This is a genomic window from Thermostichus sp. OS-CIW-33, from assembly GCF_054059615.1.
On record NZ_JBSSCH010000013.1, the window covers coordinates 1 to 14,844 of the forward strand.

Annotated in this window: 11 protein-coding genes; 5 read left to right on the plus strand and 6 right to left on the minus strand. The window is 55.3% G+C overall.

Annotation, left to right across the window (positions count from 1 at the left end):
• Nucleotides 1–1,049, plus strand: a 1,049-nt coding sequence (locus tag ACVWZG_RS10090; protein ID WP_457406907.1) for a DegT/DnrJ/EryC1/StrS family aminotransferase, incomplete at its 5' end; no start/stop codon positions are given.
• 105 nt (nt 1,050–1,154) lie between these two features.
• Entirely contained in the window at nt 1,155–2,357 is a 1,203-nt protein-coding gene (locus ACVWZG_RS10095; protein ID WP_457406908.1) for a DUF58 domain-containing protein, read from the plus strand.
• 103 nt (nt 2,358–2,460) lie between these two features.
• Here the strand turns inward: ACVWZG_RS10095 and ACVWZG_RS10100 are convergent, their stop codons facing one another.
• The 3 genes from ACVWZG_RS10100 to ACVWZG_RS10110 all read right to left on the minus strand — a co-directional run bounded on the left by ACVWZG_RS10100 (nt 2,461) and on the right by ACVWZG_RS10110 (nt 5,151).
• The gene (locus ACVWZG_RS10100) at nt 2,461–3,420 is read right to left on the minus strand and encodes a patatin-like phospholipase family protein (RefSeq protein WP_457406911.1); all 960 of its coding nucleotides are present in this window, start codon (nt 3,418–3,420) and stop codon (nt 2,461–2,463) included.
• 64 nt (nt 3,421–3,484) lie between these two features.
• Nucleotides 3,485–4,123, minus strand: coding sequence for a histidine phosphatase family protein (locus tag ACVWZG_RS10105; RefSeq protein WP_457406913.1), 639 nt, complete (start codon nt 4,121–4,123; stop codon nt 3,485–3,487).
• 59 nt (nt 4,124–4,182) lie between these two features.
• Nucleotides 4,183–5,151 (minus strand): NAD(+) kinase, encoded by a 969-nt coding sequence (locus tag ACVWZG_RS10110; RefSeq protein WP_414344732.1) that lies wholly within the window; start codon nt 5,149–5,151, stop codon nt 4,183–4,185.
• 368 nt (nt 5,152–5,519) lie between these two features.
• Between ACVWZG_RS10110 and ACVWZG_RS10115 the strand changes: the two genes are divergently transcribed.
• A complete protein-coding gene (locus tag ACVWZG_RS10115) occupies nt 5,520–7,850 on the plus strand; it encodes a serine/threonine protein kinase (RefSeq protein ID WP_457406915.1) in 2,331 nt (776 codons plus the stop codon).
• On the opposite strand, the gene ACVWZG_RS10120 is transcribed toward ACVWZG_RS10115, so the two are convergent.
• From ACVWZG_RS10120 to ACVWZG_RS10130, 3 genes are all read right to left on the minus strand, one after another.
• On the minus strand, nt 7,847–8,569 hold the full coding sequence (locus tag ACVWZG_RS10120) for a hypothetical protein (RefSeq protein WP_457406918.1): 723 nt from the start codon (nt 8,567–8,569) through the stop codon (nt 7,847–7,849). The two genes, ACVWZG_RS10115 and ACVWZG_RS10120, sit on opposite strands and share 4 nt — an antisense overlap.
• Nucleotides 8,570–8,800: 231 nt before the next feature.
• Nucleotides 8,801–10,774 (minus strand): O-linked N-acetylglucosamine transferase, SPINDLY family protein, encoded by a 1,974-nt coding sequence (locus tag ACVWZG_RS10125; protein ID WP_457406920.1) that lies wholly within the window; start codon nt 10,772–10,774, stop codon nt 8,801–8,803.
• A 201-nt stretch (nt 10,775–10,975) separates the two neighbouring features.
• Nucleotides 10,976–13,033, minus strand: a complete 2,058-nt coding sequence (locus ACVWZG_RS10130; RefSeq protein WP_457406923.1) for a glycosyltransferase family protein — start codon at nt 13,031–13,033, stop codon at nt 10,976–10,978.
• A 171-nt stretch (nt 13,034–13,204) separates the two neighbouring features.
• On the opposite strand from ACVWZG_RS10130, the gene ACVWZG_RS10135 reads away from it, so the two are divergent.
• Nucleotides 13,205–13,348, plus strand: coding sequence for a hypothetical protein (locus tag ACVWZG_RS10135; protein ID WP_011432125.1), 144 nt, complete (start codon nt 13,205–13,207; stop codon nt 13,346–13,348).
• Between the two features lie 579 nt (nt 13,349–13,927).
• Nucleotides 13,928–14,827 (plus strand): 2OG-Fe(II) oxygenase, encoded by a 900-nt coding sequence (locus tag ACVWZG_RS10140; protein ID WP_011432127.1) that lies wholly within the window; start codon nt 13,928–13,930, stop codon nt 14,825–14,827.
• The last annotated feature ends 17 nt before the right edge of the window (nt 14,828–14,844 follow it).

Sequence of the window (14,844 nt, forward strand, 5' to 3'; positions counted from 1 at the left end):
GCGGGGCGGCGGTGCAGCGCTTTGAGGAGCAGTTTGCCCAGTTTTTGGGGGGTGGCCCCCTGGAGGCCGTCGGCTGCAATTCCGGCACCGATGCCCTGGTGCTGGCTTTGCAGGCTTTGGGCATCCAGGCGGGGGATGAGGTGCTCACCAGCGCCTTCAGTTTTTTTGCCTCGGCTGCCGCCATCAGCCGGGTGGGGGCGCGTCCGGTGTTTGTGGATGTGGATCCGTGCACCTTTAACCTGGATCCGCAGCTGCTGGAAAGGAGCATCTCCCCCCGCACCAAGGCGGTGGTGGTGGTGCATTTGTTTGGGCAGGCGGCCAACATGACCCAGATTCTGGCTATTGCCCGGCGGCACGGCTTGGCGGTGGTGGAAGATTGTGCCCAGGCGGTGGGGGCCTGCTGGGGGGGCAGGCCGGTGGGCACTTGGGGGGAGGTGGGCTGTTTCAGCTTTTTTCCCAGCAAGAATCTGGGTGCGGCTGGGGATGGGGGGGCGGTGGTGACGCGGGATGGGCAACTGGCCAAGCGGGTGCGGGCTCTCAGGGAGCATGGGCAGACCCGTCCGTACCACCACGAGTATCTGGGTCTCAACAGTCGTTTGGATGCGCTGCAGGCGGTGATTCTCTCGGTGAAGTTGCCTTATCTGCGGGAGTGGAACTGGCGGCGGCAGGGGATTGCGGAGTGTTACCACCGCTTGCTGCAAGGGATCCCGGGCTTGATGTTGCCCCAGGTGGGGGTGGGGGGGAACTCGGTGTGGCACCAGTACACGGTGCGGGTGGTGGGTTCTGAGGCGACGGATGGGCGGCGGCGGGACTATTTGCAGCAGGGTCTGAAGGAGCGGGGCATTGGCAGTCGGGTTTACTATCCTCTGCCGTTGCCGCTGCAGCCGGTGTACCGGCGGCTGGGCTACAGGCGGGGGGATCTGCCCAATGCCGAGCTATGTGCGGCTCAGGTGTTGTCTTTGCCGTGTTTTCCTGAGTTGACCACCTGTCAACAAAAACGGGTGGCTGCGGCCATTGCTGAAATCCTCTCAGAAAAAACCTGCCCGTAGCACTGGTTATGGTGATTTCAAATTACACTGAAGCAGCTTGTAGATTCCAGACCTCTTTCTCCTTTGGAGAGGGGCCGGGGATGAAGGAGTGATGAGGGGACTGCGGTGTTGTGGAAACTAAGCCGAAAACTAGTTCCATTACTGCTTCAACGGACGGGAAGCCTGGGGATCTTCTCCTCAGAGCAGAAATCAGGGCGCCAGGTTCGTTTTCTGCGCCGCTTCCGCTTTACCCGTATTGGGGGGCGGTTTGTCGGGATCGCCCTGTTGGTCAGTATTGCTGCTTTCAACACCGGCAACAATCCCCTGTACTTGTTGCTGGGGATGCTGCTCAGCCTTATTCTCATCAGTGGTACCCTCTCTGATCTCACCCTCAAAGATCTGGAGGTCAGCCGGCAGTTGCCTAGCCGCATTTTCGCCGGCCAGCCTGTCTTGGTGGGTCTCACGCTGGTCAATCGCAAACGGCGCCTGCCCAGCTTCTCGTTGCAGGTGAGCGAACGCATTGAGGGGCTGAGGCGGGAAGATTGGCCTTCCAGCTATGTTTTGCGGGTGGATCCCGATGCCAAGGTGGACACTTTTTACCAGCATACTTTTTCAAGGCGGGGAGCCTGGCAGTTGCAGGGTTTTGAAGTTGCCACCAGCTTCCCATTTGAACTCTTCCGCAAGGCGGTGGCAATTAGGGATCCCCAAACGGTGATCGTGTTTCCGCGGCTCGCCCCGGTTCAAGGATTGGCGCTGTGGGATCAGCTCAGCAGCGGCAACCAATTGCGCCCCCAGCCTGGTCGAGAGGGAGACTACCTGAGCTTACGGCCCTACCGACCCCACGACGATGTGCGTTCTGTCCACTGGAAGATCTCGGCCAAACGGGATCAACTGATCGTGCGGGAGTTGGAGCGTCCACAAGCCCAGGCCATCACCCTCTGTTTTGAAAACCGCTGGCAGCCCCAGAAAGAGAGGCCCGAGATCCATCGAGACAAGTTGGAGCGAGCTGTAGAGCGCTGTGCCGGGATCCTCTTCTACTTGATGCGAGAAGGTTACCCGGTAGCACTTGTTACGTTACAAGAGCGGACTCCTTTTGGGTCAGACCTGGCCCATCAAGATCACCTGCTGACCGTGTTGGCACGACTTACTTTTGTCGGGGATCCCCAACTCAACTCTCAGCTAAAAAGAGAACCTGATCTCTCTGTCAAGTTTGACCTCACCCCTCAAGATCGCTGTGTGCTGCTGGCCCATCCTGGCCAGGATGGAAAATCTGCCCCGGCCCATCTCATCCACACGGGATCGCTGTTGCAATTTATCCCAATTGAGTGAGCTTCAGGCCCATTTTGATAGCAGGATCCATCTGAGATTGTTTGGAAAGCTTGGGCGCAGATCCTTGCAAAGCTTTAGGTTAAACTGCTGAAGAAGTGGTGGTTCACTGCTCCAACTTTTGTCGCAATTCTGGAATGGCCCGCCGCATTTGTCGATAGCCCTCCTGAATAATCGGATCTGCTTGATGAAAATCGAAGATCCCATACTGGCTCAGCTTGGGTTGTAAGAGCAAATCCGGCGGATGTTCGGCTAAAACACTGCGGGTAACGATTTGCTCCATCACGTTCAACGTCTTGCCAATAACGTCGAAAATATTGGGACCAGAGGGCTCATCTGGAAACCATTGGCTAATTTTTTCTTGGATCCCTTGTTGTAGGGATTGATAGCGTTTGCGAATGCGGGTGATGAAGTTGGTTTCTTCTTCGATCACTTCTCCTTCAGCATTCAAGCGCTGTCGCCGTTGAAGGGTTTCTTCCACCTCTGTTTCTTCCAGTTGCGACTCCACATCCGCGGGATCCACATGGTTGAGATTGACCGCGATGACAACATCGGCCCCCATCTCCCGCACCACTCGCACCGGCACCGGATTGACAATGCCTCCATCTCCGAGATAGCGCCCTTCGTGGTGAAAGGGAGTGAAAATTCCTGGGATAGAGATGCTGGCCCGCACGGCATCTGCCATTTTACCCGAACGCAACAGCACCTCCTGGCCTGTGATCAAGTCGGTAGCCACACAGCAAAAGGGGATCCCGGCCTCTTCAATACACAGCTCTTGCAAATGTTCTGTCAGCAGCTCATAAATTTTGTTGCCATCCAGCAGGCCACAGGTGGGAAAGACCACATCAAACAAAGACAAAATCATCTTCCAGTTGAGATCTCGCACAAAGTCTTCCAGCTCATCCAGTTCTCCTGCTGCATAAATGGCTCCCACAAAAGCGCCAATGCTCGTCCCAGCAATGTAGTCAACGGAGATCCCAGCCCGCTCTAGAGCTCGAATCACACCAATATGAGCCCATCCCCTCGCTCCGCCGCTGCCCAGTGCTAATCCCAGTTTTTTGCCCATGATTGCTCCCTCAAAAAGAGACCCAAAAGACCTCAAGAATCCTAAACCTTGCTCCCTCTAACAATTAGGTACCTGCCCTTTCCCGCAGATCGGAAGGCAGATAACTGCGTTCCCCTAAGATTTCCAGAAGGGGGCCATAGCGGTCGAACTTGACCACGCTGACCGAGGCGGCCAAAACCTCAATGCGATCCCGGTAGCGACCCAGGTCGATGCCCAGCAAGCTGCAGAGAATAACCCGAATGGTGGCCTTGTGGGAGACGATCAAGACGTGGCCGCCTGTCCATTTTTCCTGGATCTCGGCCACAACCGGCATGGCCCGATTGGCAATTTGCACGGCGGTTTCGCCCCCCGGAGGGGCGTTCCAGGCCGGCTCGGTCATCCAGCGCCAATAGGCTTCTGGGTAGGCTTCTTGCGCCTCAGCGTGGGTTTTGCCCTCCCACTCGCCGTAGTGAATTTCCCTTAGGCCCTCTCGAATCTGCATCTCCAAGCCAACTTTCTCGGCCAGGGGGCTTAGGGTAGCCAAGGCGCGCCGCATTGGGCTGACGTAGAGAGCTTGCCAAGGGATCTCAGCATAGGCTGCGGCAAAGGCTTCTGCCATTTGTTTGCCTTCGGGGGTGAGGTCGGGATCGAGAGCGCCGCAAAAGCTGCCGGAACGGCTGTAGGGAGTTTCTCCGTGTCTAAGGAGGTAAAGTCTCAGGCTCATGGGAAATATGCTTATGGGAGCGAACTTTGCCACTCTAGCTGCCCAACTTTAAGCTCTCCTTATCCCCCCTCGGGGCGGTGGTTGGTGGTGGGGATGTAGATGCGGCTGCCCGCCCACTGCAATTTTTCCCGCAGAGTGCGAAAGTAGGAGAGCTCTTTTTCCAGGATCATCAGCTTGGCCGGTGTAGGAGCTTGCTGAATGTGAACCCACTGGCCGGGATTCACCGACTGAGCCAACACGCCATCTGTCCACAGGCGGGTCAACCCTTCGGGATCGGCAAGAGGCCAAATGTCCACCCTGGCTGTGCCGCTGATGACAATAGGACGGCTAGACAAACTCAGGGGACAAATAGGGGTGATGATGATGGCGTCGAGGGTGGGCTCGAGGATGGGGCCATTGGCTGCCAGAGTGTAAGAGGTGGATCCCGTCGGTGTGGCCACCAGCACGCCATCCCCGTGGTACTGATCCAAAATCTCTCCGTTGACCTCGATCTCCATGATCGCGGCGGGCAGCCGTTCTCGGTTGATCGGCTTCAGGCAGATCTCATTGAGGGCATAGTAGACTTCGCTAACCGGGCGGCCCTGGGGTTTTCCCTCTCCACGGGCGGCCAAGGGATCCCCTTGCCCCAACTGCGGCTGTTCCCAAATCTGGGCTTGCAACATCATGCGGGCTTGCAAGAAAAAATCCCCTGCCTGAATGCGATCCCAGGGATCCTGTTGCAGCACCCGCTCCGACTGGGCCAAAAACCCCAGCCTACCCCCCACTTTGATTGGCAAAATCGGGATCCCATAGGAGGCTAGGTATCGTGCCGCCGCCAACACCGAGCCATCTCCCCCCAGCACCACTGCCAGATCGATGGGATCCGAGGTGGCCTCCAAAAAGACTGGGTAGGGGTTGTGGTGCAAGCCAGTGGGAGCTGTCAACACCGTAACACCGCGCCGGCGCAACTGCTCCGCACACCTCTGGCAGGCGGCTTTGCTCTCCCGATCCCCCTCTTTGTAGGCAATCACCACCAAGCCCAAGTCCATGGTCAACCTCATCAAGGGATCCCTGTCGATTGTCCCCTTCTTCAGGCTGGGGATTGCTCAGGATAATCCAGACTATCCCCCCAAAGTTAACCAGAAAATGTTCTCTTGGACGGTGAAACCGATCACCGCAACTCTCCCTTGAGCGTCACTGCCCCCGCCAGAGCTTTCTTCTACAACTTTTAAGTAACAGTTAAGTAAATCTGAGAAGTCACCTTGAAGAATCAACCGAAAACCCCGCCATTTCCAACCGATGGCCCCAATCCGGATCCCTGAGTTCAGCCACCGGCGTAGGCTGGTGCAGACCTCAGCAATTCGGTTTATGGTATGGACATTCCCCCTGCAATTCCTCTTCTCCAAGCTGCAAACCCATGACCGCAGATCTCACCAACCGCATTTTGGGCAACCGCTACCAGCTGATTCAAGAAATTGGTAGCGGTGGTATGGGATCCGTCTTCCGCGCCTTAGACTTACACAACAACGGCCAAGAGGTAGCTGTCAAGATCTTATATGCCCCCATGCTGCTGAGCCGGGGCGACTTCCAGACAGACTTGCGCCGTCGCTTTGCCGAAGAGATCCGCGTTAGCACCCTTCTGGGGCAGCATCCTCGCATCGTCAAGGTTTTGGATCACGGCCAAGAGGGGGAGCAGGCCTACTTGGTGATGGAGTACCTCAAGGGGCAGGATCTGGGCAAGCTGATCCGAGAAAAAGGGGCTTTGCCGGTTCGACAAGCCGTTCGACTAGCCTTGCAGGCCTGTGAGGGGCTGCACTTTGCCCACACGTTTCAGGCCAAGGTAGAGGGTCGCGAGATTCGAGGCGTTATCCATCGCGACATCAAACCCAGCAACCTCTTCATCGAGCAAGTTTTTCAAAATGGCAAGCTTATCCCCCAACTGAAAATCCTCGACTTTGGCGTGGCCAAAACCCTGGCGGATCACACCCTCAGCCTGGGCACCCAAAAAGGGGGAGGATTTATCGGCACAGCTCGCTACGCCTCTCCCGAACAGATACGGGGCAAAGCCTTGGATGCCCGCTCGGATATCTACTCCTTTGGGGTAGTGCTCTACGAGATGCTGACGGGATCCATGCCCTTTCAATTGGAAACTGACTCTTTGCACAGCTGGATCCACGCCCATTGCTACGAAAGCCCAATCGAGATCAACCTGAAGGCAGCCCCCCAGCCGATCCCACCCCCCTTGGCAGCCGTGGTGATGGATTGCCTGAAAAAAAACCCAGACGAACGACCGCAAACGATGCGGGAGCTGGGGGAACGACTGCTGCAAGCCTATGACCTGACGGCAACCACCCAACTCTCTAGTGGCCAAGCCAGCACTGTGATCCTGCCCACCGGCAGTGCCAAGCCTCAACAGGATGCTCCACCCTCTTCTGACCCCAAGCCACCAATCCAAACCACCCGCAATACAGGATCAGCTTCTGGAGCCTTTGAAGATATCCGCGATGAGGATCTGGATCTCATCGAAGATGAGCCGGTCTCTCCCCCCTCCCCAGGTGCAGGGATCCCCTATTACATCACCGAGCGGGAACCCTCCTCAGCAGAAGCTTCGCCGGAAACACCGGATCCCTCCCCCCAAAGTGAGGATGAAACTCCCAAAACGCCCTCCACAGTGATCCCAGCCAGCAACGCTCTCCCGACCGTTCAGGATCCCCCCGTCGCTCGCCCTGCCACGCCGGCACGAACCGATACTCCCCGCACTCGCCCTCTGCGGCAAGCTGCCCCCCAAACGGTTCTACAGCCTTCCGGCAGCAGTCTGAAGTGGGTCTTGGCCGGGGGATCCCTAGGCGTCATGGCTTTGCTGGCCGCCTTTTTGCTGTGGCCACGTCCAGCGGTTCGCGATAGCCGGGAACAGCCGGATCGCACCCCAACTCCCGAACCCAAGGTAGAGCCCATACGCATAGAGCCTATACCCGTAAAACCAATCCTAGGGATCCCAACTCCCGGTTCTACGCCTACCCCTACGCCCGAAGCAACCCCCACGCCTACCCCTGAGGTAACTCCAGCGCCGACACCCACCCCGACTCCAGCACCAACACCCACTCCGGTGCCAACGCCCACCCCGACGCCGACGCCGACGCCCACCCCGACTCCAGCGCCAACACCCACTCCGACACCGACGCCCACCCCGACTCCAGCACCAACACCCACTCCGAGACCGACGCCCACCCCGACTCCAGCACCAACACCCACTCCGAGACCGACACCCACCCCGACTCCAGCACCAACACCCACTCCGACACCGACGCTTACCCCTATCCCTCGATTCACCCCGCTTGTCCCTCGTACTCCTACCCCCACCCCGCCTCCACCTCCTACTCCCACCGCCACACCTGCCCCAGCAACGCCAACACCTGCGGCAGAGCTGGCCCTCAGCGGCGAGTGGCTTTACGAGGGAGGATCTTTTATCTGGCAGGGATCCCTGTGCAAGGTCAATGTTGCGGCTGGCGTCCAGGAAACCGTCTCCATTCGTCAAGACGGTAACCAGATCAGCGTTTCCTCTCTCAGCTTTTCCGAACGCAGTGGCCAGCTCATCGGCAACCAACTTTCTGTCAGCGGTAAGGCAGCGGGTAGTGGCACCCCAACCATCACTTGGAGCGGCACTGTCAGCGCTGACGGCCGCTCGATTCGAGGAACGGCTACCTGTGGTAGCGCCAGCTTCGCCATTAGGCTCACACGGCAGAGCTAAATACCTACGCCTCCTCCCCGATCACCGCCGCCGCCGTCTTCCCTATCGTCCGGTTTCTGTTGCCGTTGAGGCGGTGGAGGAGGAGCAGCAAAGCTTTCGCTCACAACTTCGATGGTGTAAGGGCCTCGCCCAGGGCTGCCCGGCCCAGCGGCTGGAGAGGCATTTTGCGCCCAGTAGCTTTGCACCTGGAGCAAGTAGCAGCGGTCTTGCCGCACGGGGATGGTTAGCTGAGAGGTGGTAAAGTTGCCAGGGGCAGCATCATCATTTACAAAAACGTCAGGATCCAATCTCCGGTTGCTGTCAAAGCTGCCGATGACCAATAGCGGGTCGAAAACCGGGCTGGTCAGCCGGATTGTAACCCCGGTAACGTTGGCTGCAGAGGGAAAGTAAAGAAACGCATCTGAATAGAAGGTAAACGTGCCGGGAGGGGGTGGGAATTCCCGGGCATTTTGAATATTGCCCCTCTCATCAAAATAAAACTCCAAAAGGCTATTCGGCCCCAAGGTTCCACTGCGCCTATCCCCCTGTCGGCGGAGGCCAATCGAAGCGAAAAAGTCTGGGCTGAAGGCTTGTTCACAGACATTCACCAGAGGCGGTAGTGTGCTCCCTCCACCTCCTCCACAGCCTGCCAAAACCGCAGCTGAGGCCAAAAGGCCCAAGAAAACCCTCTGCAGGGATCCCTGCGGAGCTCTAGAAGCATTCGATGCTAGCCCTGGCATAAGCACTCCTCCGGACACCGGATGTCAATGTTCCTCTAGATTACGATGCTCTGAGCAATTCTCAGCAAAATGCAGATCACTGACAGGATTTTCCCACGTTTAGGCTTGCACCGGCCTGGGGGGCTGTTCCGCTGTTGACCTCGAGAAGGGAGCTTCAAGGGCGTAGTGGGGCCGTTGAGCCAATTTTGTCCTCAGGAAGGGATCCAGAGCAAAACCCTTTTTCGCGGTGGGCTAATCATGACCAGCGTCGGGCTTCTTGGTGAGGGTGAGAAAGAAATGAGCTAGGGCTGCCACACATTCTCGATCTTCGAAGAGTAGGTGGCATCGCTGCCGAACCTCCTCAGCCATGTGGTAGCGAAACTCAGGATCGGATCCCAGTTTTACGGCCAAATCCTCGTAGCTTTTCAGATCCGAGGCAATTAAGCTGTCCAGCTCCATTCTTTTGAGAATGGCATAGGTATGCCGCCCCCGCATCAGCTTTCCAGGGCAAGTGATCACAGGCAATCCGACCGCAACGGCCTCTAAGGTGGTGATCCCACCTGACCAGCCATAGGAATCTAACATAAGATCGGCACAGTGGTTGAGATCCAAGTAGTCTTGATAATCCAATCCGGGCAGGATCAGGCAGTGGTCTTCTACATTGAGGCCATACAAAGAAAAAGCCCGGGTGAGCCGTTCCCGAAATTGTCGGGCAATAGCAGCATTGGGTAGAGCCAAAAAAACAAATTGAGCGTTGGGCACTCGCTGAGCAATAGCGGCAAAAAGATAGTCATATTGGGGCAGATATTTACCCAAGTATTGACAAGCTAGGTAAACCACTGCGTTTCTGCGCAGGCCGAAATCCTCACGATAGCGCTTTTGCTGAGGCAAAACCGGCTTTTCGAAGCAAGTGCCCAAATGAGGTAAACGAATCAGGGTTTCACTATAATGTTCTTGAGCATCCTCTGGCTCCATTAAATCGCTGGAGAGGAAATAGTCAATCGTAGAAAGCCCAGAAGTTACAGGATGAGCCCAAGTGGAGCACTGTATCGGTGCCAGTCGCAGGGAAGCCAGTTGCAGAATAAGAGGTGAAAGACCAATCTCCAAATACACCAAAATATCTAGCTGATCCTGCAGGATTTGTCGGGCTGCATCCTCAAGTCCGGTGGGAATGTGTCGAAACACATCGGCATATTGACGATACCGGTCTGTCATGAAATCGGTTCTGGGATCCAAGTGATAAGCGAAAACTTGAAACTTCCGCTCAAAGTTAGCCTGTCCATCAATCCAATTGGCATTTAGGTACTTAACCCAACCCAGAGATAAGCGGCTGTAAGAGCAAGCTCGCATGGAAGCTGAGGCAAACCCAACTCGGATGGGATCCTCTGGCTGGGATTGGTGAGGAAGATATCTCCACTGGGAATAGCAAGCGTTGACTATACGTTGAACAAACTGGGCATATTTTTTCTGTAAATCCAGGTCGTTGTAGCCTTGGTACTGTAGGTAGTGATTGGTTCCCAGTCCTGATGCCCACAGCGCTGTGCGACGTTGCTCCTCTGTTTCTAGGGGAGTTTCCTCAATAAGACGATCCAGGTGCTCAACAAAGCGAGCACGAAAGGAGTTGAGCTCTTCCTCACTCTGATAGACTGCCGGCAAGTAGAGATGATAAAACCAACGAGCCTGTTCTAACTGGGGATCCAAAGCCAATGCTTTCTCTAGGTGATCCAAGGCAACAGCGTGTTCTCCTTGATCTCGGTAGGCGATGGCCAGATTCAGATGCACCTCTTCCAAAGGGATCCCTGCTGCTCGATCCGAGTTTACCAACAGGGAATTGAGCAGGGGGATCGCCTCTTCGCAGCGACGTAAGTTAACGAGGATCTTGCCAGCTTGAAAGGCGGAAAGAGTGGCATCGGGATTGAGGTTTAAGCTCTGCTGGTAGCAGGATAAGGCTTTCTCCCATTGGCCCGAAGACTCGTAGACCACGCCTAAGTTGTGATGATAAAGAGCTACGCAAGGATTTAACTCAATAGCCTCGGCAATTAGCGCAGCTGCCCATTCCAAATCCCCCTTGGTCTGGGCCACCGTTCCCAGCAGGTGCAAAGCGTCGGCTTGCTCAGGAAAATCCGCCAAGATTTCGGAGTAAATGGCTTCTGCTTGTCGCAAATCTCCTGCTTGCTGGGCTTGGATCCCGGCTAGAAGTTTGTTTGTAAGTATCCAGTCTGACATCTACTACAAGATGGCTAGAAATTCTCCTGACTTGTCTGCCCAGTATAGTTTTTTCCAGTTATAGTCAGTTCAGTTGGGGATAAGATGACTTTACAGGCAAGATAACATGCAGGTAGACCTAAAGAGGAAGCTTAGATCTGAGAGAGAGTCGTATTTGTTCCGCTCCGTGGCTCATTTTTTTACTTTGTTCAGCTACTTTACCTAAACGTAAGCTCTGCTCAGGTAACAGAGACAGCCGTAGTTACCTTGAGAAATCTCCCCCTGCCAGAGGAGATGAGAGGGATCCAACATCTGGTCAATCTGCTTGCGGTCTTGCTCAGAAGTAAACTCCACGTAAATCACCTTGATGTCCCTAAGCTGCGGCTGCAGGTTAGCCAATACCTCCACCTCATCCCCACCCGTAGCTACCCTGAGCACATCGATGGGCTCCAAACCCAACTCCTTGAGGGCTGCCCTGGCTTCCCGGAAAGAGAGCAGCTGCTCCACTCCCCACTCGGCCTGAGGATCTTCCGGCCAGAGGCGACGGGTTCTGCAGCTATCCTGCCCCGCCAGTCCCACCGGATGCACAAAGCAGTTCTCCAAAGTCAAAGCATTCTGCTGCAGTAGGTGCAAGGCCAAAGGGTTCGTTTCGAAACAATGAATGGCCGCCTCAGGGTGAAAAGTCCTGAAACAAGCGCTGGCCACACCTACCCCGGCCCTCACATCCACGACAACCTTGACATCAGGAAGAATGGAAGCCGCAGGCTGATAGATGCGGCTCAGGCTGGCTACTGTCCCTTCATACTCAAGGCCTTCGTACCCCCGCAACCAAGCTGACGGAGCAGAGCTGCCCTTTTGGATTAAGTCAATGAGAAAAGTTTCTGTTATGTTTCCCGCATTGGCAAAGAGGAGCTGGGTGTCTTCTCCCAGGATGAAAGCAAAGCTGGTTCTCAAAGGCCGCCCCAGCCGCTGCAAGTCTCCCACCGTGCACACCACCGCATCAAAGCTGGGCCAACTGCTCGGCTCCCCCCTCACCTCATGAACTCGCTCGGGCACTCCCTTCTGCTGCAGCAGACCACAGGGATCCCCAAACCCCTCTTCCACATACAGCTCCAGCCGCGGCAGGTCCAGCAAGTCTGCTGCTATCACTTCCGGACAACCTTGGCTAACCAGCACCTGCAGCCGCTCTTGCACTCGATGCAGCTCTTGAATGAGCTCGTAGATTCCTAGTCGTGTGTCTATCCAGGCAGAGCTGGCCGTGCTGACAAAGTAGCGCACATCAGAGCGGGGCGAGTAACGAAAGGGCTCCGGCAGCTCTCCCCCAAACACCCAGTCCAGCAGGTTCTGAATGCGGTGGCGGGGATGCCAATGTTGGTCGAAAGTGTGATAAGCGCGGCGGGCAATTTGAATGGCCTCCTGGGGATGGTCTAGGTAGTAGCGGATTTTCTCCAGGAGTTGGGCTTCGGAGTTGTAGGTGTCGCAGTAGGTGCCGGGCGCCAAAAGTTCGTCCAATCCTGAGGCGAAGGAGAGCTGGTCAGTAAGCAGAAAGCCCCCCGCGGAAATCACTTCCAAGTTCCTTAAGTTCAGATCCCCATTTTGGCTGCAGTTAAAGGAAATCAGAGAATGGGCAAACCATTTGGCTGCCTCTTGGCGGTTGGCTGTTTTGATGAGGATGGGCAAATCTGCATTCTTTATGGCTTGAACCAGCCGGCAACGCCTGGGATGGCGGGATCCCTGTTGGCCGATAAAGACCACTTGATTTTCTCTATCTTCCACCCAATCGTGGGTAACAGTGCGCATGGAGATAAGAGGCAACCAGGCAAGATTCTCAGCGCCTGCTGCGGCAAACCAGTGCAAATGCTGGAAGTTATAGGCAGTAGCGACGTAATCAAAGCCTTCAGTAGCCCAGTAGGCCAAGAGATGGTTGATGGGAAACTCCCAGTGGTGGGTGTCTCCAGCCAGTAAAACAGTTGGACAGCCAAACTTTTTGGTATTAAGAGGATTGCTGTAGTCGAAGCTGGAAGTCCAAACAATAACTAGGTCAAACTCCTTATTTGTAATTTGCTCAGACTGCTGCACAAAGTCATAGAGGTCATAGTCTCCCTCTGGGCACTCCACCAATTCCTTAGAGAGATTGACAAAGTTTAGTCCAAAGCCCTTGGCTTTCCTCTTGGGGCAAAGACTGACCTGCCGATCTGAAAGCTGCGGGGGCGGGATATAGTCTGGCGGAGTTGGCCAATTGAGGAGAATTCGCGGAGCATTGGCCTTGATGTCTTGCATTTCTCGACTCCCCAAGTTGAGCGGCAGGTTCTTCTAGCTCCTACAGGCTACTAGGATTGGACACAACAACAAGGGATCTCTGTTGCCCTGGAAAACGATAAGCCGAGCATAGGTTATAAGCAACCCCATGGATCCCTGTCTGCAAGAGCCGAATCCAGTTTACCTGCCTGGATGGCCCCTACCCAAGACGAGCTCTCCTACGACAATGGCATACCCATGGAAAGCTGGCGGCACACGTGCCAGATGGACTTGCTCATCTCCACCACCCATGCCGAGCGAGGTTTTGAGGCTGTACCCAGCGAAGTGGGAGGGTAGGAGGCCACCTGGATTCTGTGGGCCACTGCCGCTGGGGAACTGATGCCTGCCAAGGCTGAACTGGAGCAGCAAAGGGCTGAGCGCCTGGCCTAAAAGTTGTGAGAACTGGGGGTGGATCCGGGTACATTAAGCTAGAGCAGACGTCAGGGATCCCTCCCCATGGATTGCCAAGACCTTGCTCAGGATCTTCTCCTAGAACTGGAGCAAGCTCAGAGTCTCACCCAGCTCTTAGATTGGGCTTTAGCCTGCCTTCCTAGCCAGCAAATCTTCTGCCAGATTGGCTGGGAAGAGTCCGCAGCTGTTTTGCAGGCAATGCTTCGCTATCCTGAAAAGTTAGCAGTGATTCTACGGAATCCCCTACAGAGCTCATCCGAAAAGTCAATCAGCACAGAAGATATCCAAACCCAAATTTCTCAGTTGGGATTAGAAGAACGGGTTCTACTCCTAGAAGGCCCCATTCCTGCCCTTTTGGCAGATCTCGGTCAATGTTTCCCAGAGACCCAGATTGGCGTTTGTTTCTGGACTGAACTCACGGACTACCGTACCTGTCTGCTTCAGTCTTTGCTACTGCGGGATTACTTGGCCGACTCAGCCCTATACTTGGTCAACCATTGCCGCTACGGAGCCATAGCCCAAGCCAACCTAGATTTGATGGGGATAGATCCCAGTTTTCATCTGCAGAAGGTTTTGCCCAATCTAGGCCAAGGGATCCATCTCCTCACTTGGGATCCCCAGCACAAAGGGTTAACCGAGCAGGATCTCGCTCACATCCAAGCAATTGGCCCTGGATCACTGCTGGCAGCTAACCCGGTATTCCTGACTTTTACCCAGCCGGATCCCTCAGAACCCAACCGGTTTTACCCCTGTAAATACATCAAGCTGGATAACTTCCTGCCTCAAGAGCTCAACCAAGCCATTCTCCAACATGCCATTACCCACCAAGACAAGTTTATCCCTTCCAAGAGCTACAGCAAGAGCAACACCGAGGCAGAGTCACTAAAATTTCGCCGCTCCCTGAGGCTGGACTTCGCTTACTTTCAGGAGCATGGATCCCTGCTGCGAGAAAAAATTGCGGCTGTTGCTCCCCAGATTTTTGCTGAGCTAGGCATTGAGAACTTTGACATTCAAATCTTTGAGATGGAGATGATTGCCAGCCATGATGGCTGCTTCTTTACCGCCCACACCGATAACTCCTACCCACAAACTGCCTTCCGCCAGGTGAGCTGCGTATATTACTTCCACAAAGAGCCAAAGCCTTATCGAGGAGGTGAGCTGCGCATCTACGATACCCAAAGGCAAAAACCTCATCCACCAATCCTGCACGGGGCATACGATGAGGTAACTCCTACAAATAACAGCATCGTCTTCTTCTCCAGCAGTTGCCTACATGAAATCCTGCCGGTATTTAGCCCTAGCCAAGCCTTTGCCGATAGCCGCTTCACTATCAATACTTGGCTAGGAGCCAAGCAATTCACCTAAAGGCTTGCAGCTCCACT

Coding starts and splice junctions, on each gene's coding strand:
- ACVWZG_RS10100 (WP_457406911.1), bottom strand. CDS start 3,420: ATGGGCAAAAAACTGGGATTAGCACTGGGCAGCGGCGGAGCGAGGGGA.
- ACVWZG_RS10105 (WP_457406913.1), bottom strand. CDS start 4,123: ATGAGCCTGAGACTTTACCTCCTTAGACACGGAGAAACTCCCTACAGC.
- ACVWZG_RS10110 (WP_414344732.1), bottom strand. CDS start 5,151: ATGGACTTGGGCTTGGTGGTGATTGCCTACAAAGAGGGGGATCGGGAG.
- ACVWZG_RS10115 (WP_457406915.1), top strand. CDS start 5,520: ATGACCGCAGATCTCACCAACCGCATTTTGGGCAACCGCTACCAGCTG.
- ACVWZG_RS10120 (WP_457406918.1), bottom strand. CDS start 8,569: ATGCCAGGGCTAGCATCGAATGCTTCTAGAGCTCCGCAGGGATCCCTG.
- ACVWZG_RS10125 (WP_457406920.1), bottom strand. CDS start 10,774: ATGTCAGACTGGATACTTACAAACAAACTTCTAGCCGGGATCCAAGCC.
- ACVWZG_RS10130 (WP_457406923.1), bottom strand. CDS start 13,033: ATGCAAGACATCAAGGCCAATGCTCCGCGAATTCTCCTCAATTGGCCA.
- ACVWZG_RS10135 (WP_011432125.1), top strand. CDS start 13,205: ATGGCCCCTACCCAAGACGAGCTCTCCTACGACAATGGCATACCCATG.